We start from the raw sequence: 23,848 nt of genomic DNA, 5'->3' as shown, positions 1-23,848 counted from the left end.
GACGGCCCGGTATGTACACCGGACGGCCGAGGCTCCCGCCCCGCGCGAGCCGCCCCGGGCGCGCTCAGCCCGCGGCCGGATCCGGGTCCGGGCCTGGGTCCGGGTCCGGGCCTGGGTCCGGGCTTGGGTCCGCATACGCGGCCAGCTCCTCGTGGGTGAGGTGGATCCCGGCCCGCAGCGCGGCGTCGCGGCGGGCGGGATGCGCCGCCCGGTGCCCCGCTTCGAGCTCCCGGGCCCGCCGCAGCAGCTCCGCGCAGTCCTCGCCGCGCAGGGCCGCGTCCAGGGCCGAGGCGGTCGCCTCCACGAGCGGGGCCATGGCGCACACCGCCCCGTCGGCCCCGCCGGCGGACCGGGCCTCCAGCTCCCGCGCGAGGAAGTACAGGGCCGGGGCCGTCCGCGCGGCCAGCCGCAGGCGGGGGCGCAGGGCGTCCGCCGCCCCGGCGGGGGCCCGCCGGGGCGGCAGCAGGAGCAGCCGCGCCGACCGGTGGTCCAGTGCGGCGGACAGCTCGTACGGGCGGTGCCACAGCGCGAAGGACTCCGCGGGCGCGGCCGCGGTGGCGGGGGCGGGCGCGGGCGCGGCCGCGAGCGCCGGAGCCGGGCCCGTGCGGCGCCCGGCGGCGGCCAGGGCGGCGATCCGCTCCAGGCGGGCGCGCAGAGCGGCGCGGTACGCCTCCAGGCCGTCCGCCGCCTCGCCGTACGGGTCGGGCGGCCACAGCAGCGGGCCGAGGAGCGCCACGACGGCGATGCCGACCGCGCTCTCCCACAGCCGGGCCTGCGGATACCCGGGCACCGGCGTCGCGTAGATCACCAGGGCCGTGACCAGCACCTGCTGGTTGGGGGAGCCGCCGTGGCGCAGCAGGTACGTCCCGGCGCAGCCGCCCACCAGGAGGAGCACGAACGACAGGGAGCCCAGCGGCAGCCAGTGCAGGACCAGCACGCTCAGTGCCACGCCCGCGACCACGCCCACGAGCCGTTCCAGAGCCAGCCGGGGCGCCGCGGACACGTCCCCGCGCAGGATCAGGACGGCCGGCAGCGCGGCGGGCACCGGGGCCGTGCTCGTGCCGATCCACAGGCACACGAACCAGGGCAGGGCCGCGCACACCACCATCCGGGCGGCCGGTCCCAGCTGCTCACGGAGGAGGAGCCTCCGCGCCGGTACGGACATCCTGGACATGCGGCACATCGTAGGGGCGGGCCCCGCCTCCCGGGGGCCGGTGCGGCGCGCGCGGGGCCGCCGTCAGCCGGCCGGCCGGGCGTACGGGGCGGGCCCCGGGCCGCTTCCGGCCCCCGGGGGACCGGCCCAGCGCAGCGCGAACCACAACTCCATCCGGACGTCCGGGTCGTCCAGGTCCCGCTCCAGCAGCGCGGCGCAGCGGGCGACGCGCTGGCGCACCGTGTTGCGGTGCACCCCCAGGTCCGCGGCCGTGCGGTCCCAGCCGCCGTGGTGGGCCAGCCAGCCGCGCAGCGTGTCCCGCAGCGCGGGCGGCAGCGGAGCCAGCAGGGCCGCCGCGTGCGCGCGGGCCTCCGCCTCGCCGACCAGGCCCGCGAAGCCGGGGTCGGAATGCCGGGCCAGCGGGGTGCGGGCCGCCTCCGCGCGCTCCAGGGCGCGGGCGGCCTGCGCGTCGGCGCCGGCCAGGGCCCCCGGCGCGGCCGGGGCGCTGACCCCGAGCCGCCAGCCCGGCTGCGGGACGGGCGCCCGGTCGGTCAGCAGCCGCACGCCGCCCTCGTACGGGTCGAGCAGTACGGTCCCCAGCGCGGCCCCGAGGGCCCGCGGGTCGCCGGCTCCCCGGGCGTGGACCACGTGCCAGGGCCCGGGCGCCAGGGCGTCGGCCGGGCCGGCGCCGAGCAGGAGCCGGGTCAGCGCCGAGGCCTCGTCCCCGGCCGGGCGGGGGGCGGTGAGCAGGGACAGCAGGACGGCCGCGACGGAGGCGACGGTGTGGTCCCCCGGGGCCCGGGCCGGGGTGGCGAGGACCAGCACCCGGCCGCCGCCGACGGCGTAGGCGGCCAGATGCGTGCCGGCCAGGGTGTCGGTGGCGGTCGCCGCGGAGCCGGGTGCCACCCGGTCCGCGAGCGCGCCCACCGCGGCCCGCGCTTGCGCACGGGGCGCGACCCCGGCGCCTCGCACCACATCCCACCCGGAGCCGTAACGCACGGCCGCCGCCCCGGCCCCGGCCGGGTCGGGCGCCGCCGGTGTGGCTGCGGTCCCCGGGCCCGGGGACGAGGCCGGTGCGAGCAGGGCCGTCCAGCCGCCCAGGCTCGCCGCCAGGCGGGCGAGGACCGCCGGGACCGGATCGGGCCGGGCGGCCGCCGCCGCGAGCGACTGCTGCGCCTCGGTCACACGGCGCAGTTCGCGCGTACGGGCCTCCTCCATCAGCCGCCACACGGCCCGGCCCACGGCCGTGAACGGCGTCGCGGGCGGCACCTCGACCAGCGGCAGCCCGTGCCGGGCGCAGGCGTCGGCCAGGGCCCGCGGCACCCTCTCGTGCACCGGGGTGACCCCGAAGCCGATCGCGGCCGCCCCGGCCCGCACGAGCCGCTCGACGTACGGCCCGGCCTCCGCGCCGCCGGCCTCCGCGCCGCCGCCCTCCGCCCCCGCCAGGCCCGCCCCCGCCGTGAGCAGCAGCTCCCCGCCCAGCAGGTACGGCGACGGGTCCGCCATCTCCGAGGCGTGCACCCCGTGCACCTCGGCCTCGGCGGGCCCGGCCAGCGGGCGCAGCCCTAGCTCCGCGTCGGCGAGCAGCCGCCCGAGGGCGACCGGCGGGGTGGGGGCCTCCATGGATACTCCGTACACATCGAAGGGCTGTAGTGGATGAAACGTACACTTCGCGGCCCGAGGGCACCGGCTTACGCTCGAAGGACCGCACTTGTAGGACCTCCAGAAGGGCACCCCCCATGAGCACGCAGCCGCGCGGCCCCGTCGACTCCTCCCGCATCCCGCGCTACGCGGGCCCCGCGACCTTCGCCCGGCTGCCGCGCCTCGACGAGGTCGGCTCCGCCGACGTCGCCGTCGTCGGCGTGCCCTTCGACTCCGGTGTCTCCTACCGCCCCGGCGCCCGCTTCGGCGGCAACGCGATCCGTGAGGCCTCGCGCCTGCTGCGCCCGTACAACCCGGCCCAGGACGCCTCCCCCTTCGCCCTCGCGCAGGTCGCGGACGCCGGCGACATCGCCGTGAACCCCTTCAACATCAACGAGGCCGTCGAGACGGTCGAGGCCGCGGCCGACGAGCTGCTCGGCGCCGGCTCCCGCCTGATGACCCTCGGCGGCGACCACACCATCGCCCTTCCGCTGCTGCGTTCCGTCGCCAAGAAGCACGGCCCGGTCGCGCTCCTCCACTTCGACGCGCACCTGGACACCTGGGACACCTACTTCGGTGCCGAGTACACCCACGGCACCCCGTTCCGCCGCGCCGTCGAGGAGGGCATCCTCGACACCGAGGCGCTCTCGCACGTCGGCACGCGCGGCCCGCTGTACGGCAAGCAGGACCTCGACGACGACGCCAAGATGGGCTTCGGCATCGTCACCTCCGCGGACGTCTACCGCCGCGGCGCCGACGAGGTGGCCGACCAGCTGCGCCAGCGCATCGGCGACCGCCCCCTCTACATCTCCATCGACATCGACGTGCTCGACCCGGCCCACGCGCCCGGCACCGGCACCCCGGAGGCGGGCGGCATGACCTCCCGCGAGCTGCTGGAGATCATCCGCGGTCTGTCCTCCTGCAACCTCGTTTCCGCCGACGTGGTGGAGGTGGCCCCGGCGTACGATCACGCGGAGATCACCTCGGTCGCGGCCTCGCACACCGCGTACGAGCTCACCACGATCATGAGCCGACAGATCGCGCAGTCGAAGGGCAAGTAAGACAAGTGACGCACGACCACGACCTGGTTCTCCGTCCCACCGAGGCCCAGACGGCCGCCGCGCTGTCGCCGCCGCCGGGCCGCACGGGCGGGGACCTGGTCGTGGAGACCCTGCGTTCGCTGGGCGCCACCACCGTCTTCGGACTGCCCGGCCAGCACGCGCTGGCCGTCTTCGACGCGGTCGGCCGCTCGGACCTGCGCCTCGTCACCCTGCGCACGGAGAACAACGCGGGGTTCGCTGCGGACGCGTACGGCCGCATCACCGGCGAGGCCGTGCCGCTGCTGCTGTCGACGGGGCCGGGCGCGCTGATGGCCCTGCCCGCGCTCGCCGAGGCGGCGGCCGCCTCCGCCCCGGTCCTCGCCCTCTCCTCCCAGGTGCCGGTGGCGGGCCTGGGCGGCGGGCGCCGGGGGCACCTGCACGAACTGCGCGACCAGTCGGCCTCCTTCCGGGACGTGGTCAAGTCGATCCACGTGGCCCGCACCCCCTCGCAGATCCCGTCCGTGGTCGCCGAGGCCTGGGAATCGGCCCTGACCGCACCCCACGGCCCGGTCTGGGTGGAGATCCCGGAGGACGTGCTCCGCGCCGAGACGCTCATCCCGCAGGTCACCGGCATGGACGCGACCCCGCACGAGCTCGCCCCGCGCCCGGAGCTGACCGCCGTCGCCGCCCACTGGCTGTCCGGGGCCTCCCGGCCGGTGATCATCGCGGGCGGCGGGGTCGTCCGCTCCGACGCCTCGGGCAAGCTCAGGCAGCTCGCGGAACGCCTGAACGCACCCGTGGTCACCACCTTCGGCGGCAAGGGCGCCTTCCCGTGGACGCACCCGCTCTCCCTCCAGTCCTGGCTGGAGGACCGCCACATGACCGACTTCCTGGAGGACGCGGACGTCCTCCTCGTCGTCGGCTCGGGCCTGGGTGAACTGTCCTCTAACTACCACACGTTCTTCCCCACCGGCCGGGTCGTCCAGATCGAGGCGGACCTCGGGAAGCTGGAGTCCAACCACCCGGCCCTGGGCATCCACGCCGACGCCCGCCTCGCCCTCCAGGCCCTGCTGGAGACGGTGGCCGAGCGTCCGGACCCGTACGCCCCGGACCGCGTCAGGATGGTCCTGTCCGACATCGCGGACCGCCTGTCCGCCCAGGACCTCACCCTGGAGCAGGGCCTCCTGGCCTCGATCCGGGCCGCCCTCCCGCCGCGCTCCCCGTCCTTCTGGGACATGACGATCCTGTCCTACTGGGCGTGGTCGGCCTTCGACGCCAAGCACCCCAACACCATGCACTCGGCCCAGGGCGCGGGCGGCCTCGGCTACGCCTTCCCCGCGGCCCTCGGCGCCGCCCTCGCCGAACCGGGCACCCCGGTCCTCGCCGTGTCCGGCGACGGCGGCGCGATGTACTCCGTGGCCGAGCTGGCCACCGCGCGCCAGCACGACCTGGACGTCACCTGGCTGATCGTGGACGACGGCGGCTACGGCATCCTGCGCGAGTACATGACGGAGTCCTACGGCCGGTCCACCGGCACCGAGCTCACCCGCCCCGACTTCGGCGCACTGGCGGCCTCCTTCGACGTGCCGGCGACCACCACCACCCCCGAGTCCCTGACGGCCGACCTCAAGAAGGCCCTCGCCACCCCCGGCCCCTCGGTCGTGGTCCTCCCGGCCACCCTCAGGATGTTCGCGCCGACCCACCTCTGAGCCCCCGCCCGCCCCCGACGGGCGACGCCCGCTCGCGGCACCCGGACACCGGTGCGATTGTTGCGGCGGGATGAAATCCGCCGGTCCGGGCGTTGGGGCTTGTCGGTAGTACGGACGAACGGGGAGGCTTCACGTGACGGCGGCTGGGGAAAAACAGGGCTGGGGCAGGCGGCTCGCCGCGTACACGTGGCGCTACAAGGTCAACGTGCTCCTCGCGCTCGGGTCCTCGCTGGCCGGCATGGCCGTCATGGCGCTGGTGCCGCTGGTCACCAAGGTGATCATCGACGACGTCATCGGGGACCGGTCCAAGCCCATGGGGCCCTGGGCGGGCATGCTCATAGCCGCAGCCCTCCTCGTGTACGTACTGACCTACATCCGCAGGTACTACGGCGGGCGGCTCGCCCTCGACGTCCAGCACGACCTGCGCACCGACATGTACGACACCATCGCCCGCCTCGACGGGCGGCGGCAGGACGAGCTGTCCACCGGGCAGGTCGTCGGCCGGGCCACGAGCGACCTCCAGCTGATCCAGGGCCTGCTCTTCATGCTCCCGATGACCATCGGGAACTTCCTGCTCTTCGGGATATCCCTCGGGATCATGCTGACGCTGTCCCCGCTGCTGACCCTCGTCGCGCTGCTGATGGCCCCCGCCCTGTGGTTCATCGCCAAGCGCAGCCGCAAGAAGCTCTTCCCCGCCACCTGGTACGCCCAGGGGCAGGCCGCCGCCGTCGCGACCGTCGTCGACGGCGCCGTGACCGGCGTCCGCGTGGTCAAGGGCTTCGGCCAGGAGGAGCAGGAGTCCGCCAAGCTGCGGACCGCCGGGCAGCGGCTGTTCGCCGGCCGGATGCGGACCATCCGGCTGAACTCGCGCTACACCCCCGCCCTCCAGGCGGTGCCCGCCCTCGCCCAGGTCGCCATGCTGGCGCTCGGCGGCTGGATGGCCACCCGCGGCCAGGTCACCCTCGGCACCTTCGTGGCCTTCTCCACCTACCTCGCCCAGCTCGTCGGCCCCGTCCGGCTGCTCGCCATGGTGCTGACGGTGGGACAGCAGGCGCGTGCCGGTGTGGAGCGCGTCTTCGAGCTCATCGACACCGAGCCCGTCATCCGCGAGGGCACGCACGAACTGCCCGCCGACGCGCCCGCCACCATCGCGTTCGACGAGGTCCGCTTCGGCTACGACCCCGAGCGGCCCGTCCTCGACGGGTTCTCGCTCTCCGTCGCCGAGGGCGAGACCGTGGCCGTCGTCGGCGCCTCCGGGAGCGGGAAGTCCACCGTCTCGCTGCTCCTGCCGCGCTTCTACGACGCCGACGCCGGATCCGTCCGCGTCGGCGGGCACGACGTGCGCGAGCTGACCTACGGATCCCTGCGCGCCGCCATCGGACTGGTCCCGGAGGACTCGTTCCTCTTCTCCGACACCATCCGCGCCAACATCGCCTACGGGCATCCCGGCGCCACCGACGAGCAGATCGAGGCCGCCGCCCGCGCCGCCCAGGCCGACGGTTTCATCCGGGCCCTGCCCGCCGGGTACGACACCAAGGTCGGCGAACAGGGGCTCACCCTCTCCGGCGGCCAGCGCCAGCGCGTCGCGCTCGCCCGGGCCATCCTCACTGACCCGAGGCTGCTCCTCCTCGACGACGCCACCTCCGCCGTCGACGCCCGCGTCGAGCACGAGATCCACGAGGCGCTGCGCTCGGTCATGGCCGGCCGGACCACCCTGCTGATCGCCCACCGGCGCTCCACGCTCGCCCTGGCCGACCGGATCGCCGTACTCGACCGCGGCCGGCTCTCCGACATCGGCACCCACGAGGAACTGGAGCGCCGCTCCGCCCTCTACCGCAGGCTGCTGACCGACCCCGACGCGCTCGGCGCCGGCTCGCCGCGGACCCGCGACGCGCTGCCGATGGCCGAGTTCGAGCGGGACGTCGACCGCGACATCGAGCGGGACATCGAGCTCGAGGCGGAGATCGACTCCGAGCCCGTCAGCGCCAAGCGCCGGGTCGCCGGCGGGATCACCCCCGAGCTCTGGCGGCGTCAGGAGGAGTCCGACGGCGCGGCCGCCACGGCTTCCGTACCGGGTATGCCAGCCACTCCCGAACTGCTCGCCCAGGTCGCCGCCCTGCCGCCCGCCGACGACGAGCCCGACGTGGACGAGACCCGCGCCGCGGCCGCCGAGCAGAGCTACGGCCTGCGCCGCCTGCTCCGCGGATTCGGGGCGCCGCTCGCGATCAGCCTCGGCCTCGTCGCCGTCGACGCGGGCTCCGGACTGCTCCTGCCGATCATGATCAGGCACGGTATCGACCAGGGCGTCGAGAAGGCCGCCCTGGGCGCGGTCTGGGCCGCCGCCGCCCTCGCCCTCGTGGTCGTCCTCGGGCAGTGGGCCGCACAGTTCGCCGAGACCCGGATGACGGGCCGCACCGGCGAGCGCGTGCTCTACTCGCTCCGCGTCAAGATCTTCGCCCAGCTCCAGCGCCTCGGCCTCGACTTCTACGAGCGCGAGCTGACCGGCAAGATCATGACCCGGATGACCACCGACGTGGACGCCCTCTCCAGCTTCCTGCAGACCGGGCTCGTCACCGCCGTCGTCGCCGTCCTCACCTTCTTCGGCATCCTGGTCGCCCTCCTCGTCCTCGACGTCGAACTCGCCCTGATCGTCTTCGCCACGCTGCCGCTGCTGGTGGTCGGCACGATCGTCTTCCGCCGCAAGTCGGTCGCCGCGTACGAACTCGCCCGCGACCGGGTCAGCCTGGTCAACGCCGACCTCCAGGAGTCCGTCGCCGGGCTCCGCATCGTCCAGGCCTTCCGCCGCGAGGGCTCCGGCGCCCGCCGCTTCGCAGAGCGCAGCCACTCGTACCGCGAGGCCCGGGTGCGCGGCCAGTGGCTGATATCCGTCTACTTCCCGTTCGTGCAGCTGCTGTCCTCGGGCGCCGCGGCCGCCGTGCTGATCGCCGGCGCCGGCCGGGTCGAGGCGGGCACGCTCACCACCGGTGCGCTGGTCGCCTACCTGCTCTACATCGACCTGTTCTTCGCCCCGGTCCAGCAGCTGTCCCAGGTCTTCGACGGCTACCAGCAGGCCACCGTCTCCCTCGGCCGCATCCAGGGGCTGCTGCGTGAGCCGACCAGTACCCCGCACGCCGAAGAGCCGCACCCGGTGCCCGAGCTGCGCGGCGAGATCGCCTTCGAGGACGTCCGCTTCGCGTACGGCACGGCACAGGAGCGGGGGGAGAAGGGCGACGCGCTGGCCGGAATCAGCCTGCGCATACCCGCCGGGCAGACCGTCGCCTTCGTCGGCGAGACCGGAGCGGGCAAGTCCACACTGGTCAAGATGGTGGCCCGGTTCTACGATCCGACCTCCGGCCGGATCACCGCCGACGGGGCCGATCTGCGGGAGCTCGACCTGACGGCCTACCGCCACCGGCTGGGCGTCGTCCCCCAGGAGCCCTACCTGTTCCCCGGCACCGTGCGCGACGCCATCGCCTACGGGCGGCCCGACGCGCAGGACGCCGAGGTGGAGGCGGCCGCCCGCGCGGTCGGCGCCCACGACATGATCGCCACGCTCGGCGGCGGTTACCTGCACACCGTGGCCGAACGCGGCCGCAACCTCTCCGCCGGGCAGCGCCAGCTGATCGCACTGGCCCGGGCCGAGCTCGTCGACCCGGACGTGCTGCTGCTCGACGAGGCCACCGCCGCCCTGGACCTGGCCACGGAGGACCAGGTCAACCAGGCCACCGAACGGCTCGCCGGCAAGCGCACCACCCTGGTGGTGGCGCACCGGCTGACCACGGCCGCCCGCGCCGACCGGGTCGTGGTCATGGACCGCGGCCGGGTCGTCGAGGACGGCACCCACGCCGAACTCCTGGCGCACGACGGCAGGTACGCACGGCTGTGGCGCACCTTCGTCGGGGAGGACGAGCGCGCCGCGGCCTGACCGCCGGGCGGGTCAGAGCTCGCCGAAGAACAGGTTGCCGGGGGCGTCCTGGTCGCTGCCGGTGTAGTACTCGCGTACGGCGTCGAGGAGTTCGTCCACGGTCAGCGTGCCGTCCCCGTCGGCGTCGATGCGCCGGAACAGCGCCTCGGCCTCGTCGGGGCTCAGCTCCGTGTCGAAGGCCTCCTGGGCCCGGTGGAACTCCTCCGGGCTGATGCGCCCGTCGTTGTCGGTGTCGACGACGGTGAGGATCGCCTGCATCATCGGCCGCAGCGAGCGGTCGTACGCGGGGCCGCCCTGCTGGTACAGCCGCGTCATGCCCACCTTGTACTCCTCGGGCGTGACCACGCTGTCCCGGTCGGTGTCCAGCTCCGTGAAGAGGTCCTGCCAGAAGTTGGCGATCCCCTGGATCACCGCGTCCGCCTTGGGCGAGTCCTCGGGCTCGGACAGGGCCGTCAGCATCCGGGCGCCGAGCGCGAAGATGTCCTTCGCGTCGATCACGCCGTTCCCGTCCGCGTCGAGGCGGTTGAAGGAGCGCTCCAGCTTGCGGTCGAGCAGGTCGTTCGTCACGTGAGTGCCTTTCACGGCTACGGAGAGAGGGGACGGGTAACCCAGCGTAATGGCCCCTCCGGTCGCGAACTCCCGTTCTCCCGCCGGGGGATGGCGGATGCACCCTTACGGGCGACGGGCGCCGCCTCGCAACCTTCCGGGCGCCGTGCGCGTCGTACGTCCGTGCGCACGTTGTACGTACGGCCGGATCGGGGGACAGGGTGTTGCGGGGATCGAGGAGGTGGCGGGGGTGCGGCCGGAGGGCCGCGGCCCTCGGGGTGTTCGCCACCGCGCTGTGGCTCGGCGTCGGCGGGCTGTTCGCCGCGCCGCCCGCGTGGGCGGCGCCGGGGGAGGGGGCCGCCGGCGGCACCTGCGCGGGCCGGCTGGCCAGGACGCTGCCGCTCGCGGAGGGCGAGGTGCGCGTGTACAAGAGCCGCACCGCCGCGTGCGCGCTCACCGTGGCCCGGGCCCCCGGTGAGCGGCGGGAGATGGCGGTGAGCATCCAGGGCCGCGGCGGTGCGCCGATCCGCGATATCGGGCGATTCACCCATTACGCCGGTCCCGTCACCGTGGGCGCGATCGGCCGCTGCGTGTATGTAAAGGGGAGCGTGGGGGCCGAATCGGCCGAATCCGGCTGGATCCTGTGCTGACGGACCGGCCCAACTAGGTCTGTTCAGCAGCATGTTCACCCGTTAGGTTCACCGCGACCGAAGTGAACTCAAGGGGAGGGTGAATGCGCAAGACGCTCGGATGGCTGCTGTCGCTCGTGATGCTGATCGGCACCATGGGCGCGGTCGGCTCCACGGCACAAGCGGCCACCGCCGCGGGGCCCGCGGCCGCCACGGACATCAAGGACCAGATCCTCGGCATTCCCGGCATGAGCCTGATAGAGGAGAAGCCGTACCCCGGCTACCGCTTCTTCGTACTGAACTACGAGCAGCCGGTCGACCACCGGAAGCCGTGGAAGGGCACCTTCAAGCAGCGTCTGACCCTGCTGCACAAGGACGTCTCGCGCCCGACGGTGTTCTTCACCTCCGGCTACAACGTCAACACCAACCCGCGCCGCAGCGAGCCGACGACCATCATCGACGGCAACCAGGTGTCCATGGAGTATCGCTTCTTCACTCCCTCCCGGCCCGACCCGGCCAACTGGGGGAACCTGGACATCTGGCAGGCCGCCAGCGACCAGCACCGCATCTTCGGCGCGCTGAAGAAGATCTACCCGAAGAACTGGCTGTCCACGGGCGGCAGCAAGGGCGGAATGACGGCGACGTACTACGAGCGCTTCTACCCGCGCGACATGGACGGCGTGGTCGCGTACGTCGCACCGAACGACGTCGTCAACAACGAGGACTCGGCCTACGACCGGTTCTTCGCCAAGGTCGGCACCAAGGAGTGCCGCGACAGGCTGAACGCCGTGCAGCGCGAGGCGCTGGTGCGCCGCGAGCCGCTGGAGGCCAAGTACGCGGCCGCCGCCGCCGAGAACGGCTGGACCTTCACCACCGTCGGCAACCTCGACAAGGCCTACGAGGCCGTCGTGCTGGACTACGTGTGGGCCTTCTGGCAGTACAGCCTGCTCGCCGACTGCGCCTCGATCCCGGCCGCCGCCACCGCGAGCGACCAGGAGATCTGGGACACGATCGACGCGATCTCGGGCTTCTCCGCCTACGCCGACCAGGGCCTGGCCACGTACACGCCGTACTACTACCAGGCCGGCACCCAGCTCGGCTCGCCCGACATCAAGCAGCCCCACCTCAAGGGCCTGAGCCGCTACGGCTACCAGCCGCCGCGCAACTTCGTGCCCCGCGACATCCCCATGACCTTCCAGCCGGGAGCCATGAAGGACATCGACGGCTGGGTGCGTGACAACGCGAACCAGATGCTGTTCGTGTACGGGCAGAACGACCCGTGGGGCGCCGAGCCGTTCCGCATCGGGTACGGGGCGCGCGACAGCCACGTGATGATCGCGCCGGGCGCCAACCACGGGGCCAACGTCGCCCAGCTCCTCGAGGGCGAGAAGGCCCTGGCGACCGCGAAGATCCTCCAGTGGGCCGGGGTCGCCCCGGCCGCCGCGATCGCCGACGAGGCGAAGGCGGCGCCGCTGGCCGCGCCGGACGCCACGCTCGACCAGCGCGACCTGGAGCGCGAGCCGCAGCTGCGGCCGTAGCCTCCTGGCCCGGCCCCCGGCCCCCGGCCCCCGGCCCCCGGTCCGCCGCGGGTGACGGGGTGGCGTCTAGTACGTCACCCCGTGGCCCAGCGGGTAGCGGCCCGGGACCGGGACCGGAAGGCGGCCGGCCGGCCGCACCGCACCGGTGAGCACCCGGGCGGCCGCCCGCATCTCCGCGTCCCCCCAGGTGTAGGTCGCCACCTCCGCCGCACACGCCGGCAGCCGGGCCGTGTCGTACGGATTGCGGATCGCGACCACGACCACCGGCACTCCGGTGGCCAGCAGGCCGGCCACCAGCGTGCGCTGCGGGCTCTCGCCCTCGGGCACGTTGTTCGTGCACACCAGCACCGCCGCGTGACCGGGCGCGGCGGCCGCCGCGCGGGCGGGCGGCAGGGCCGTGGCCCGGCAGCCCAGGGCGGTCAGCTCCCGCGCCAGGACGGCCGTCGGGGGCCCCGTGGTGCCGCTGGGCGACACCGGGTCCGTCCCGGTGACCAGCAGCCGGGGAGCGGCCGCGGCGTCCAGCGGCAGCAGCCCGGCCGGATTGGCCAGGACGGTGGTCGTGCCCTCGGCGATCGCGGCGGCGGCCGCGAGGTGCTCCGGGATGCCGACGCTCCCGTCCACCGTCCCGGCCGGGGCGCCCGCCCCGTCGAACAGGCCCCGGCGCGCCTTCAGTTCCAGGATCCGCAGCACGGACTCGTCGATCCGCTCCTCCGTCAGCTCGCCGCTCTCCACGGCCGCCAGCACGCTGCGGTGGGCGAGCCCCAGGTCCGGCGGGTTCAGCAGCTGGTCGCAGCCCGCGAGCAGGGCCAGCACCGGCACCCGGTCGTCCCCGTACTTCTGCCGGACCCCGGCCATGTCGAGGGCGTCGGTGACCACCACCCCCCGGAAGCCCAGGCGTTCGCGCAGGATGCCGGTCACGATCGGCCGGGACAGGGTCGCCGGATCCCCGGAGGGGTCCAGCGCCGGGAAGACGATGTGGGCCGTCATGACCGCGTCCACGCCCGCCTCCACCGCGGCCCTGAACGACGGTTCGTCCAGCTCCTCCCAGACGGCCCGGCTGTGCCGCATCACCGGCAGCCCGACATGGCTGTCGGTCTCGGTGTCCCCGTGCCCCGGGAAGTGCTTCGCGGTCGCCGCGACGCCGGCCGCCTGGTAGCCGCGGACCTGGGCGGCGACGAGCTCCGCCACCGCACCGGGGTCGGCGCCGAAGGACCGTACGCCGATCACCGGATTGGCCGGATTCACGTTGACGTCCGCCACCGGCGCGTAATCCTGCCGGATGCCCATGGCCGCCAGCTCGGTGCCCGCGATGCGCGCGGCCCGCCGGGCGTCGGCGGTGGAACCGGTCGCGCGGTGCTGGGCGCCGAGCGCCATCGCCCCCGGGAGCAGGGTCGCGGGCTTGCCGACGCGGGCCACCGCGCCGTGCTCCTGGTCCGTGGAGAGCAGCAGCGGGATGCCGGGGCCGGAGGCGAGGGCGGCCTGCTGGAGGCCGGCCGAGAGCGCGGCGATCTGGTGCGGGCTGCGGGTGTTGTGGGCCCAGGCGAAGTAGATGATCCCGCCCAGGTGGTAGCGGGAGACCAGCTCGGCCGCGGTGCGCACCCCGAACAGCTCCAGGTTCTTCTCGGCGTCCGCCGGGTCCGGCTCGGTCGCCGAGTGCCCGTACGCGCGGGACACGAAGAGCTGCCCGACCTTCTCGGCGAGGCCCATCCGGTCGAGCAGGCGGCGAACCGGCCGGGCGGGGGCGCGCCCGGGGGCCCGCCCGTCGTCCGTGGTGCGCCCGGCGTCCGCGGTGCGGTCGGCGCCCGCGGTGGCGGTGGCGGCCCCGGCGCCCGCGACGGCGGCCATGGCGGCCGCGGCGAGCAGGGTCCGGCGTGAGGCGTGGTTCGGCACGCGCCGGACCCTACTGCGGGGCCGCGGCCGCCGGGGGAGGGACACTCGGGAGTTCCCCCGGATGACCTGATCGTGCGGGCCAGTGCTCCTGGAGCGTCCGGACGGCCTCGGTGATCGCCGGGCGGCGGGCCGCCCCCGTCCGCCACAGCGCGTACAGCCGGCGCACCGGGCCCGGCTCCAGCGGGACGGCCACCGCGCCGGGCGGCAGCGCGCCGGTGCCCAGCCGCGGTACGACGGCCACCCCGAGCCCGGCCGCGACCAGGGCGACGATCGTGTGGTTCTCCTCCGCCACGTGCGCGATGTCCGGCTCGAGGCCGGCCGTGCGCAGGGTCCGCATCAGCCAGTCGTGGCAGACCCGCCCCGGCGGCTGGCACACCCAGCGCTGGCCGCCGAGGTCGGCCCGCAGGATGGTCTCGCGCGTGGTGAAGGGATGTCCGGCCGGCACCACCAGATCGCAGAGGTCGTCCCCGATCACCGCCTGTTCGATCCCCTCGGGGGCCGGCAGCGGGGCGATGTCCCAGTCGTGGGCCACCGCCAGATCGGTGACGCCGCGGGCCACCAGCTCCACCGACAGGTGCGGGTCCACCTCCGTGAGGCGTACGTCGAGCGCCGGATGGCGGCGGGCCAGATCGGCCAGCACCCCGGGCAGCAGCCCGCGCGCCGCCGAGGCGAACGCGGCCACCGTCAGCAGCCCGCCGGGCTGCCCCCGGCGCTCCTCCAGGGTGGTCTCGGCGCGTTCCACGATGGCCAGCAACTCCTGGGCGGTGTCGGCCAGGTGCCGGGCCTCCTCGGTGAGGGCCACCCCGCGTCCGCGCCGTTCGAGCAGGGTGGTGCGGGTCTCCCGCTCCAGCTTGGAGATCTGCTGCGAGACCGCGGAGGGGGTGTATCCGAGGGCGGCGGCGGCTCCCGCGACCGAGCCGTGGACGGAGACGGCGTGCAGGGCGCGCAACCGGGCGAGATCGAGCATGCCTCCATCGTGGCACCCCGGTCATCCGTAAGCAATGCTTCATCCATCCCGGAAGCGATCCGCGCTGGTGCTACATGGTCAGGCAGTCGATGCTCGGAGCATGCGTCCCGTACACACCGCACTCGCCGTGCTCGTCGCCGCCGTCTGGGGCTTCAACTTCGTCGTCATCGAGATCGGGCTCGGCCACTTCCCGCCGCTGCTGCTGTCCGCCCTGCGCTTCCTCGTCGCCGCCCTGCCCGCCGTGTTCTTCGTCGGGCCTCCCAAGGTCGCCTGGAAGTGGATCATCGGGGTGGGCCTGGCCCTGGGCATCGCCAAGTTCGGCCTGCTCTTCACCGGCATGGCCGCGGGGATGCCGGCCGGGCTGTCGTCCCTCGTGCTCCAGGTCCAGGCCGTCTTCACCGCCGTCCTCGCCGCGCTCCTGCTGCGCGAACGGCCGGGCCGGACACGGCTGCTGGGGATGTGCGTGACGCTCGCCGGGATCGCGGTGGCCGCCGTGGACGGCGGGACGTCCGGACCGGTGCTCGGCTTCACCCTGGTCGTCGCGGCCGCCGCCTGCTGGGGCGTCTCCAACGTGCTGACCCGCAAGGCGTCCCCGCCCGACGCGCTGAACTTCATGGTCTGGGTGTGCACGGTGCCCGTGCTGCCGCTCTTCGGGCTCTCGCTGCTGCTGGAGGGCCCCGAGCGGGACCTGGCCGCGCTGCGCGCCCTGGACTGGTCGGGGGCGGCCGTCATCGGCTACGTGGCCTGGGTGTCCACCGTCTTCGGCTTCGGCGCCTGGGGCTACCTGCTGCGCCGCTACCCGGCCTCCTCGGTGGCGCCCTTCTCGCTGCTGGTCCCGGTGTTCGGGATGTCCTCTGCGGCGCTGGTGCTCGGGGAGTCCGTCTCGGGGCTGCGCTGGCTGGCCGCCGTACTGCTGGTCGGCGGGGTGGCCCTGACCTCGCGGGCGCCGGCGCGTCCGTCCGCGCGTACGCCCCGGCGGGGTGGGGTCACCGCGGCTGGTTCTCCTGGAGCGGCAGCCGCCAGTCCTGTCCCGTCAGGTCCACCCCGTACGCCCGGTGCGGCCGCTCCGCGATCAGGGTGAACCCGGCCCTCAGGTACAGCTCGCGGGCGTCGGTCAGCACGTCGTTGGTCCACAGCATCAGCTCGCGGTAGCCGACCGAGCGGGCGAAGTCGACGACCGCGGCGACGAGTCGGGTGCCGATGCCGAGCCCGCGCCCCTCCGGGTCGACCAGGAGCAGCCGCAGCCGGGCGGTGCCGGCCGCGGCGTCCTCGCGCACGCACATCACCGAGCCGACGGGACGCCCGTCGGCTCGGCGATCCAGGCCCGTTCCAGATAAGGGTCGTGGTCCTCGGCGAAGTCTGCGACGATCCGGGCGACCATGCCCTCGAAGTCGGCGTTCCAGCCGTACTCGGCGGCGTACAGCGCGCCGTGGCGCTGCACGATCCACCCCAGGTCTCCCGGTGCCGGGTCCCGCAGCCGCACGCTTTCAGCCATGCGCCAACTTTAGGCGGCCCGGGTCGGCGCGTACCGCCGAACGGGTTACTTCTTGCCGCCGAGGATCTGGCCCAGGAGGTCGCCGAGGCCGCCGCCCTGCCCGGGGGCCGCGCCGGGGGCCGGGGCGGCCGTACCGGCACCGGCACCGGCACCGGCGCCCGCGCCCTTGCCGGCGGCCGCGCGCTTGGCGAAGACGGCCAGCAGCACCGGGATCAGCAGCTCGATGACCCGGCTGATGGTGGGGGCGGGGATACCGGTCTTCTTCGAGACGGCGTCGGCCACGGGCTTGCTCACCTTGGCGAGCACCCCGGCCATCAGCCCGCCGCCCAGCAGGCCGCCGCCGAGCGTGGCGATGCCCTGCAGCGGCGGCTCGGCCGCCTCCGCGACGGCCTGCCGGACCTCGTCGTCGTCATCGGCGGCGGCCTTCTCCTGGAGGCTGCCGGTCATCGCGCCCACCGTCTGCGCGACGGTGTCGCGGGCGCCGGCGGTGTCGGTGCCGAGCAGTCCGGCGATCTCGGTCAGCTTGTCGTCGCCGAGCTCGCCCAGCACGTCGTCTTGGAATGAGGATTCGCTCATGCCTGAAACGCTACTTCTGTGCAGATTTGACGGCACCTCGGGTGGGAGTTGGGTAACGGAAACATAAAGCTCCGCTTCCCGGTGCAACCCTCCGCCGGTATCGCGGGTCGTATGGTGCGTCGGCACTTCCGGGAGGGGATCTGGGGGGATCGGGAAGTCCGACGAGGGAGGGGTAACCGTGAGGGGGTCCGGCCGCGAGGCCGGACCCCCTTCTGGTCTCCCGGGGGGCTCCGTCCACAGGCCTGCCGCGCTGTCGGCGCGGGACGGTAGTTTCGGGGCATGGCAACGAACGGGGCGCAGGCGCAGCCCGTGCAACTGGCGGTGGTCGAGGGGGTGCTCGAGCGCATCACCTATGCCAACGAGGACAGCGGCTACACGGTCGCCCGCGTCGACACCGGCCGCGGCGCCGGTGACCTCCTCACCGTGGTCGGCGCCCTGCTGGGCGCCCAGCCCGGCGAATCGCTGCGCATGGAGGGGCGCTGGGGCTCCCACCCCCAGTACGGCAGGCAGTTCACCGTCGAGAACTACTCCACCCTGCTGCCCGCCACCATCCAGGGCATCCGCCGCTACCTCGGCTCCGGCCTGATCAAGGGCATCGGCCCGAAGATCGCCGACCGGATCGTGGAGCACTTCGGCCTCGACACCCTCGACGTCATCGAGGACGAGCCGAAGCGGCTGATCGAGGTGCCCGGGCTCGGCCCCAAGCGGACCGGGATGATCGGGGCCGCCTGGGAGGAGCAGAAGGCCATCAAGGAGGTCATGGTGTTCCTCCAGGGCGTCGGCGTCTCCACCTCCATCGCCGTGCGCATCTACAAGAAGTACGCCGATGCCTCCATCTCGGTGGTGAAGAACCAGCCCTACCGGCTCGCCGCCGACGTGTGGGGCATCGGCTTCCTCACCGCCGACCGCATCGCCCAGGCCGTCGGCATCCCGCACGACAGCCCCGAGCGGGTCAAGGCCGGGCTCCAGTACGCCCTGTCCCAGTCCACCGACCAGGGGCACTGCTTCCTGCCCGAGGACCGGCTCATCGCCGACGGGGTCAAGCTGCTCCAGGTCGACACCGGGCTGGTCATCGACTGCCTGGCCGAACTCGCCGCCGATCCGGAGGGCGTCGTACGGGAGTCCGTGCCCGATCCGCAGGGCGGGCCGGACCCGCTGACCGCCGTGTACCTGGTGCCCTTCCACCGCGCCGAGCTGTCGCTGGTCGGACAGGTGCGCCGGCTGCTGCGCGCCGAAGAAGACCGGATGCCCGGATTCCGGGACGTGGACTGGGACAAGGCGCTGGGCTGGCTCGCCGGGCGGACCGGAGCCACCCTGGCGCCCGAACAGCGGGACGCGGTCCGGCTCGCGCTGACCCGCAAGGTGGCCGTCATGACCGGCGGCCCCGGCTGCGGCAAGTCCTTCACCGTGCGCTCCATCGTCGAGCTGGCCCGGGCCAAGAAGGCCAAGGTGGTGCTCGCGGCCCCCACCGGCCGGGCGGCGAAGCGGCTGGCCGAGCTCACCGGGGCCGAGGCCTCCACGGTGCACCGGCTGCTGGAGCTCAAACCCGGCGGGGACGCGGCGTACGACCGCGAACGGCCGCTGGACGCGGACCTGGTCGTCGTCGACGAGGCCTCGATGCTGGACCTGCTGCTCGCCAACAAGCTGGTCAAGGCGGTGGCTCCGGGCGCCCACCTGCTGCTGGTCGGGGACGTCGACCAGTTGCCCTCGGTCGGCGCCGGCGAGGTGCTGCGCGATCTGCTGGCCGAGGGCGGCCCGGTGCCCGCGGTCCGGCTGACCCGGATCTTCCGGCAGGCCCAGCAGTCGGGCGTGGTCACCAACGCCCACCGGATCAACACCGGCGTGCAGCCGATCACCGACGGGCTGCCGGACTTCTTCCTGTTCCCCGAGGAGGACACCGAGGCTGCGGGCGTGCTCGCGGTGGATGTGGCGGCCCGGCGGATCCCGGCCAGGTTCGGGCTCGACCCGCGGCGGGACGTCCAGGTGCTCGCGCCCATGCACCGCGGCCCGGCCGGCGCCGGAAACCTCAACGGCCTGCTCCAGCAGGCCATGACGCCCGCCCGGCCGGACCTGCCCGAGAAGAGGTTCGGCGGCCGGGTCTTCCGGGTGGGTGACAAGGTCACCCAGATCCGGAACAACTACGAGAAGGGCGCCAACGGCGTCTTCAACGGCACGGTCGGGGTCGTCACCGGGCTCGATCCGGTCGAACAGCGCCTGACCGTACGCACGGAGGAGGACGAGGAGATCGCGTACGAGTTCTCCGAGCTCGACGAGCTGGCGCACGCGTACGCCGTCACCATCCACCGCTCCCAGGGGAGTGAATATCCGGCGGTGGTGATCCCGGTCACCACGGGGGCTTGGATGATGCTCCAGCGAAATCTCCTCTACACGGCGGTGACCAGGGCGAAGAAACTCGTCGTGCTCGTCGGGTCCCGCAAAGCCCTCGGTCAGGCGGTGCGTACCGTTTCCGCAGGCAGGAGGTACACGGCGGTCGCACCCAGGCTGTCCGGCCGGATACCGGTGGGAAACATCACCTAGATGATCGATCATTTGGGGTTCCACGACCGGTGCGGAGGGGGCAGGATGAGCAGCTTGACGGCACTGAGTGCCGTTGAAAGCACCAAAGGCCGACCCCGAGTGCACTCTCCTGCGCCAAATGGGGGAAGGTAGAGGCAGTCAGGGCACCTCGAAGAAGAGGCACTACGTCGGTGAGGGATGACGTGAGCGACAACTCTGTAGTACTCCGGTACGCGGACGGTGAATACACCTACCCGGTGGTCGAGAGCACCGTCGGTGACCAGGGCTTCGACATCTCGAAGCTGAGGGCCCAGACCGGGCTCGTCACTCTGGACAGCGGCTACGGCAACACCGCGGCCTACAAGTCCGCGATTACCTACCTCGACGGTGAGCAGGGCATCCTGCGCTACCGCGGTTACCCGATCGAGCAGCTGGCGGAGCGCTCGACCTTCATCGAGGTCGCCTACCTGCTGATCAACGGTGAGCTGCCGACCGTCGACCAGCTCGCGTCGTTCCGCAACGAGATCACCCAGCACACGCTGCTGCACGAGGACGTGAAGCGCTTCTACGACGGCTTCCCGCGCGACGCGCACCCGATGGCGATGCTGTCCTCCGTGGTCAGCGCGCTGTCGACGTTCTACCAGGACAGCCACAACCCGTTCGACGAGAAGCAGCGCCACCTCTCGACGATCCGCCTGCTGGCCAAGCTCCCGACGATCGCGGCCTACGCGTACAAGAAGTCGGTCGGCCACCCGGTGGTCTACCCGCGCAACGACCTCGGCTACGTCGAGAACTTCCTGCGCATGACCTTCTCCGTGCCGGCCCAGGAGTACGACCTGGACCCGGTCGTGGTCTCGGCGCTCGACAAGCTGTTGATCCTGCACGCGGACCACGAGCAGAACTGCTCGACCTCCACCGTGCGCCTGGTCGGCTCCTCGCAGGCGAACATGTTCGCCTCGATCTCCGCCGGCATCTCGGCCCTGTGGGGTCCGCTGCACGGTGGCGCCAACCAGTCGGTCCTGGAGATGCTCGAGGGCATCAAGAACGACGGCGGCGACGTCGACGCCTTCATCCGCAAGGTGAAGAACAAGGAAGACGGCGTCCGCCTCATGGGCTTCGGACACCGCGTCTACAAGAGCTTCGACCCCCGGGCGAAGATCATCAAGGCGGCGGCGCACGACGTCCTGTCGGCGCTCGGCAAGAGCGACGAGCTGCTCGACATCGCGCTGAAGCTGGAAGAGCACGCGCTGGCCGACGAGTACTTCGTCTCGCGCAACCTCTACCCGAACGTGGACTTCTACACGGGTCTGATCTACCGCGCGATGGGCTTCCCGACCGAGATGTTCACCGTGCTCTTCGCGCTCGGCCGGCTCCCCGGCTGGATCGCCCAGTGGCACGAGATGATCAAGGAGCCGGGTTCCCGCATCGGCCGCCCGCGCCAGATCTACACGGGCGAGGTCCTGCGCGACTTCGTGCCCGTCGAGGCCCGCTGACCCGAGGCCCTCGCACCCGACGTCCGGGCCGGAATTCCCGGCTCGGACGGACACCGGCCCAGGCTTGCGAAAAGCGCCCCGCCGTCGATCCCCCCACGGGTCGACGGTCGGGGCGCTTTCCTTTCCCCGGTACGGATTCCCCCCACGGGACCCGAGCCGGGGCGTCGGTGTGTGCCGGGACCCGTTCGGGTCGGGAGGGCCGCTCAAAGCCTCCCGCGGGAACGTGTCCCGGCCGGCCGGTGCCGCACGGACGTCCCCCAAGACCTCCGTGGAACGTCCCCCAAGACATTCCTGGCACCGCCCCATTAGACCCGTGCCGACCCCGGATGGTTACGTTGGCATCACTGTGATCTGCGTCTCCCGTGAAGGAGGTGTGTGGGCGATGCGAAGGCGATCCACTAGCGGAAGGACCGCAACCGGAGGCTGTTGGTCACGACGAAGACCGAAGAGAAGGCCATCGCGGCCCCCGCGATCATCGGGTTGAGCAGCCCGGCGGCCGCCAGCGGCAGGGCCGCCACGTTGTACCCGAAGGCCCAGAACAGGTTGCCCTTGATGGTGGCCAGGGTCCGCCGGGACAGCCGGATCGCGTCCGCCGCCACCCGCAGGTCGCCCCGTACGAGGGTCAGGTCGCCCGCCTCGATCGCGGCGTCCGTCCCGGTGCCCATGGCCAGGCCCAGGTCGGCCTGGGCGAGTGCGGCCGCGTCGTTGACCCCGTCGCCGACCATCGCGACCGTACGGCCCTGCGCCTGGAGGCGGCGTACGACGTCCACCTTGTCCTGCGGGAGCACCTCGGCGATCACCTCGTCGATGCCGACCTCGCGCGCCACCGTCTCGGCGACGGCCTTGTTGTCGCCGGTCAGCAGGACCGGGGTCAGGCCGAGCGCCCGCAGCCGGGCGACCGCCTCGGCGCTGCTCTCCTTGACCGCGTCGGCCACGGTCAGCACTCCGCGTGCGGCGCCGTCCCAGGCCACCAGGACGGCGCTGGCGCCCGCGGCCTCGGCGGCCGACTTGGCCCGCGCGAGCGGGGCCGGCAGGGCGATCGACCAGTCCGCCAGCAGCTGTTCGCGGCCCACCAGGACGGCGTGCCCGTCTACCACGCCCTGGACGCCGAGCCCCGCGAGGTTCTCGAACCCCTCGGGCACCGGCAGTTCGCCCACCCGCTCGGCGGCCCCCGTGGCGATGGCGCGGGCGATCGGGTGCTCCGAGGCGTGCTCCAGGGAGCCCGCGAGACGCAGGAGTTCCCGCTCGTCGACCCCTTCGCCGGGGTGCACGCCGACCAGGGTCATCCGTCCGGTGGTGACGGTCCCGGTCTTGTCCAGGACGACGGTGTCCACGCGGCGGGTGGACTCCAGCACCTCCGGCCCCTTGATCAGGATGCCCAGCTGCGCGCCGCGGCCCGTGCCGACCATCAGCGCGGTCGGGGTGGCCAGGCCCAGGGCGCACGGGCAGGCGATGATCAGGACGGCCACGGCGGCGGTGAAGGCGGCGGTGGGGTCGTCGGTGATCAGCAGCCAGGTGAGCCAGGTGCCGAGGGCGAGCAGCAGCACCACGGGCACGAAGACCGCGGAGATCCGGTCGGCGAGGCGCTGGACCTCGGCCTTGCCGTTCTGCGCGTCCTCGACCAGCCGGGCCATCCGGGCGAGCTGGGTGTCGGCGCCGATCCGGGTGGCCTCGACCACCAGCCGGCCGGACGCGTTGACGGTGGCGCCGGTGACGGAGTCGCCGACGGAGACCTCGACGGGGACGGACTCGCCGGTGAGCATGGAGGCGTCCACGGCGGAGCCGCCCTCGACGACGGTGCCGTCGGTGGCGATCTTCTCGCCGGGGCGGACCACGAACCGGTCGCCGACCGCGAGCGAGCCCACCGGCACGCGGACCTCCCGGCCCCCGCGCAGCACGGCGACGTCCTTGGCGCCCAGTTCCAGCAGGGCCCTGAGGGCCGCGCCCGCCTTCCGCTTCGAGCGGGCCTCCAGGTAGCGGCCGAGCAGGATGAAGCCGACGACGCCGGCGGCGACCTCCAGGTAGATGGCGGAGGAGCCGTCGGTCCGCGAGATGGTCAGGTCGAAGCCGTGCCGCATGCCGGGCATGCCCGCGTGACCGAAGAACAGGGCCCACAGGGACCAGGCGAAGGCGGCGAGGGTGCCGACCGACACCAGGGTGTCCATGGTGGCGGCGCCGTGCCGGGCGTTGGTCCAGGCGGCCTTGTGGAAGGGGAGGCCGCCCCAGACGACGACGGGCGCGGCGAGGGTCAGCGAGAGCCACTGCCAGTTGTCGAACTGGAGGGCCGGGACCATGGCGAGCAGGACGACGGGGAGGGCGAGCCCGGCAGAGACGAGCAGCCGCTGGCGCAGGGCGGCCAGCGCGGGGTCCCGTACCTCCGCGGCGCCTTCCGCGGTCCTCTCGCCCTCCGCGGTGCCGGGGGGCCCTTCCGGTTCGGGCTCCGGCGGCGGGGGCTCCTCGGCGGTGTACCCGGTCTTCACGACGGTCGCGATGAGATCGGCGACCCGGACGTCGGCCGCGTACGAGATCTTCGCCTTCTCGGTGGCGTAGTTCACCGTGGCGGTGACGCCGTCCATCCGGTTCAGCTTCTTCTCGATGCGGGCCGCGCAGGAGGCGCAGGTCATTCCGCCGATCGAGAGTTCGACCGCCGTTATGGGCCCGTCGTGGACTGTGCTGGTCATGTTCCGGCTCCAGGGGGAGGGCCGGGGCGTACGGAACCAGTATGAGCT

The 23,848-nt window shown here is 73.4% G+C and carries 15 protein-coding genes and 1 pseudogene; 8 read left to right on the top strand and 8 right to left on the bottom strand.

Annotation, left to right across the window (positions count from 1 at the left end):
• Positions 1-64: 64 nt before the first annotated feature.
• Both ACTVZO_RS15790 and ACTVZO_RS15785 read right to left on the bottom strand, forming a co-directional pair.
• Positions 65-1,174 carry an FUSC family protein gene (locus ACTVZO_RS15790; protein ID WP_443298989.1) on the bottom strand — a complete coding sequence of 370 codons (1,110 nt, stop codon included), beginning with the start codon at positions 1,172-1,174 and terminating at the stop codon, positions 65-67.
• A 63-nt stretch (positions 1,175-1,237) separates the two neighbouring features.
• The gene (locus tag ACTVZO_RS15785) at positions 1,238-2,776 is read right to left on the bottom strand and encodes a PucR family transcriptional regulator (protein WP_443298988.1); all 1,539 of its coding nucleotides are present in this window, start codon (positions 2,774-2,776) and stop codon (positions 1,238-1,240) included.
• 116 nt (positions 2,777-2,892) lie between these two features.
• On the opposite strand from ACTVZO_RS15785, the gene speB reads away from it, so the two are divergent.
• From speB to ACTVZO_RS15770, 3 genes are all read left to right on the top strand, one after another.
• Positions 2,893-3,855 carry an agmatinase gene (gene speB, locus ACTVZO_RS15780; RefSeq protein ID WP_361713502.1) on the top strand — a complete coding sequence of 321 codons (963 nt, stop codon included), beginning with the start codon at positions 2,893-2,895 and terminating at the stop codon, positions 3,853-3,855.
• Positions 3,856-3,860: 5 nt separating this feature from the next.
• Positions 3,861-5,543, top strand: coding sequence for a thiamine pyrophosphate-binding protein (locus ACTVZO_RS15775; protein WP_443298987.1), 1,683 nt, complete (start codon positions 3,861-3,863; stop codon positions 5,541-5,543).
• 133 nt (positions 5,544-5,676) lie between these two features.
• A complete protein-coding gene (locus tag ACTVZO_RS15770; RefSeq protein WP_443298986.1) occupies positions 5,677-9,468 on the top strand; it encodes an ABC transporter ATP-binding protein in 3,792 nt (1,263 codons plus the stop codon).
• Positions 9,469-9,480: 12 nt separating this feature from the next.
• Here ACTVZO_RS15770 and ACTVZO_RS15765 read toward each other — a convergent pair whose 3' ends face one another.
• Positions 9,481-10,035 carry an EF-hand domain-containing protein gene (locus ACTVZO_RS15765; protein WP_443298985.1) on the bottom strand — a complete coding sequence of 185 codons (555 nt, stop codon included), beginning with the start codon at positions 10,033-10,035 and terminating at the stop codon, positions 9,481-9,483.
• A gap of 257 nt (positions 10,036-10,292) precedes the next feature.
• Between ACTVZO_RS15765 and ACTVZO_RS15760 the strand changes: the two genes are divergently transcribed.
• Complete coding sequence (locus ACTVZO_RS15760; RefSeq protein ID WP_443298984.1) at positions 10,293-10,664, top strand: hypothetical protein; 372 nt, start codon at positions 10,293-10,295, stop codon at positions 10,662-10,664.
• A gap of 83 nt (positions 10,665-10,747) precedes the next feature.
• A complete protein-coding gene (locus ACTVZO_RS15755) occupies positions 10,748-12,181 on the top strand; it encodes an aminopeptidase (protein ID WP_443298983.1) in 1,434 nt (477 codons plus the stop codon).
• A 66-nt stretch (positions 12,182-12,247) separates the two neighbouring features.
• Here the strand turns inward: ACTVZO_RS15755 and ACTVZO_RS15750 are convergent, their stop codons facing one another.
• Together ACTVZO_RS15750 and ACTVZO_RS15745 are read right to left on the bottom strand one after the other, a co-directional pair.
• Positions 12,248-14,026: a glycoside hydrolase family 3 protein gene (locus tag ACTVZO_RS15750; protein ID WP_443303187.1), complete on the bottom strand. Its 1,779-nt coding sequence runs from the start codon at positions 14,024-14,026 to the stop codon at positions 12,248-12,250.
• 55 nt (positions 14,027-14,081) lie between these two features.
• Positions 14,082-15,038 (bottom strand): LysR substrate-binding domain-containing protein, encoded by a 957-nt coding sequence (locus ACTVZO_RS15745; RefSeq protein WP_443298982.1) that lies wholly within the window; start codon positions 15,036-15,038, stop codon positions 14,082-14,084.
• A 100-nt stretch (positions 15,039-15,138) separates the two neighbouring features.
• Between ACTVZO_RS15745 and ACTVZO_RS15740 the strand changes: the two genes are divergently transcribed.
• The gene (locus ACTVZO_RS15740; protein ID WP_443298981.1) at positions 15,139-16,119 is read left to right on the top strand and encodes an EamA family transporter; all 981 of its coding nucleotides are present in this window, start codon (positions 15,139-15,141) and stop codon (positions 16,117-16,119) included.
• On the opposite strand, the pseudogene ACTVZO_RS15735 reads toward ACTVZO_RS15740, so the two are convergent.
• Positions 16,025-16,527: pseudogene (locus tag ACTVZO_RS15735) on the bottom strand (GNAT family N-acetyltransferase); the annotation flags it as partial. The gene ACTVZO_RS15740 and the pseudogene ACTVZO_RS15735 sit on opposite strands and share 95 nt — an antisense overlap.
• A 51-nt stretch (positions 16,528-16,578) precedes the next feature.
• Positions 16,579-17,109 carry a DUF937 domain-containing protein gene (locus tag ACTVZO_RS15730; protein WP_443298980.1) on the bottom strand — a complete coding sequence of 177 codons (531 nt, stop codon included), beginning with the start codon at positions 17,107-17,109 and terminating at the stop codon, positions 16,579-16,581.
• Positions 17,110-17,388: 279 nt separating this feature from the next.
• Between ACTVZO_RS15730 and recD2 the strand changes: the two genes are divergently transcribed.
• Positions 17,389-19,647 carry an SF1B family DNA helicase RecD2 gene (gene recD2 / locus ACTVZO_RS15725; protein ID WP_443298979.1) on the top strand — a complete coding sequence of 753 codons (2,259 nt, stop codon included), beginning with the start codon at positions 17,389-17,391 and terminating at the stop codon, positions 19,645-19,647.
• Between the two features lie 182 nt (positions 19,648-19,829).
• A complete protein-coding gene (locus ACTVZO_RS15720; protein WP_030229520.1) occupies positions 19,830-21,119 on the top strand; it encodes a citrate synthase in 1,290 nt (429 codons plus the stop codon).
• A gap of 398 nt (positions 21,120-21,517) precedes the next feature.
• Here ACTVZO_RS15720 and ACTVZO_RS15715 read toward each other — a convergent pair whose 3' ends face one another.
• Positions 21,518-23,800 (bottom strand): heavy metal translocating P-type ATPase, encoded by a 2,283-nt coding sequence (locus ACTVZO_RS15715; RefSeq protein WP_443298978.1) that lies wholly within the window; start codon positions 23,798-23,800, stop codon positions 21,518-21,520.
• Positions 23,801-23,848: the final 48 nt, after the last annotated feature.

Source organism: Streptomyces sp. IBSNAI002, from assembly GCF_052244475.1.
GTDB lineage: Bacteria > Actinomycetota > Actinomycetes > Streptomycetales > Streptomycetaceae > Streptomyces.
The sequence above is the reverse complement of the archived record's forward strand: the minus strand, read 5'-3'. Positions and strand labels throughout refer to the sequence as shown.

Bases quoted from the DNA above. Each gene is read 5' to 3' on its own strand.
- ACTVZO_RS15715 (WP_443298978.1), bottom strand. From the start codon at position 23,800: ATGACCAGCACAGTCCACGACGGGCCCATAACGGCGGTCGAACTCTCG.
- ACTVZO_RS15740 (WP_443298981.1), top strand. From the start codon at position 15,139: ATGCGTCCCGTACACACCGCACTCGCCGTGCTCGTCGCCGCCGTCTGG.
- ACTVZO_RS15750 (WP_443303187.1), bottom strand. From the start codon at position 14,026: ATGGCCGCCGTCGCGGGCGCCGGGGCCGCCACCGCCACCGCGGGCGCC.
- ACTVZO_RS15745 (WP_443298982.1), bottom strand. From the start codon at position 15,038: ATGCTCGATCTCGCCCGGTTGCGCGCCCTGCACGCCGTCTCCGTCCAC.
- recD2 (WP_443298979.1), top strand. From the start codon at position 17,389: ATGGCAACGAACGGGGCGCAGGCGCAGCCCGTGCAACTGGCGGTGGTC.
- ACTVZO_RS15785 (WP_443298988.1), bottom strand. From the start codon at position 2,776: ATGGAGGCCCCCACCCCGCCGGTCGCCCTCGGGCGGCTGCTCGCCGAC.
- speB (WP_361713502.1), top strand. From the start codon at position 2,893: ATGAGCACGCAGCCGCGCGGCCCCGTCGACTCCTCCCGCATCCCGCGC.
- ACTVZO_RS15755 (WP_443298983.1), top strand. From the start codon at position 10,748: ATGCGCAAGACGCTCGGATGGCTGCTGTCGCTCGTGATGCTGATCGGC.
- ACTVZO_RS15730 (WP_443298980.1), bottom strand. From the start codon at position 17,109: ATGAGCGAATCCTCATTCCAAGACGACGTGCTGGGCGAGCTCGGCGAC.
- ACTVZO_RS15790 (WP_443298989.1), bottom strand. From the start codon at position 1,174: ATGTCCAGGATGTCCGTACCGGCGCGGAGGCTCCTCCTCCGTGAGCAG.